Origin of the sequence: Vibrio sp. OPT18, from assembly GCF_015163615.1 — a bacterium.
GTDB lineage: Bacteria > Pseudomonadota > Gammaproteobacteria > Enterobacterales > Vibrionaceae > Vibrio > Vibrio coralliirubri.
Genome location: NZ_JADDYK010000017.1, coordinates 1 through 531 on the forward strand (window position 1 = coordinate 1; position 531 = coordinate 531).

Below are 531 nucleotides of genomic sequence, written 5' to 3' on the forward strand. Positions count from 1 at the left end.
TCTCTTGACGTTAGCAACAGAAGAAGCACCGGCTAACTCCGTGCCAGCAGCCGCGGTAATACGGAGGGTGCGAGCGTTAATCGGAATTACTGGGCGTAAAGCGCATGCAGGTGGTTCATTAAGTCAGATGTGAAAGCCCGGGGCTCAACCTCGGAACTGCATTTGAAACTGGTGAACTAGAGTACTGTAGAGGGGGGTAGAATTTCAGGTGTAGCGGTGAAATGCGTAGAGATCTGAAGGAATACCAGTGGCGAAGGCGGCCCCCTGGACAGATACTGACACTCAGATGCGAAAGCGTGGGGAGCAAACAGGATTAGATACCCTGGTAGTCCACGCCGTAAACGATGTCTACTTGGAGGTTGTGGCCTTGAGCCGTGGCTTTCGGAGCTAACGCGTTAAGTAGACCGCCTGGGGAGTACGGTCGCAAGATTAAAACTCAAATGAATTGACGGGGGCCCGCACAAGCGGTGGAGCATGTGGTTTAATTCGATGCAACGCGAAGAACCTTACCTACTCTTGACATCCAGAGAA

Annotated in this window: 1 rRNA gene; it reads left to right on the forward strand. The window is 52.4% G+C overall.

Annotated elements, in window-relative coordinates:
- A 16S ribosomal RNA gene (locus IQQ51_RS01715) occupies positions 1-531 on the forward strand; the annotation flags it as partial.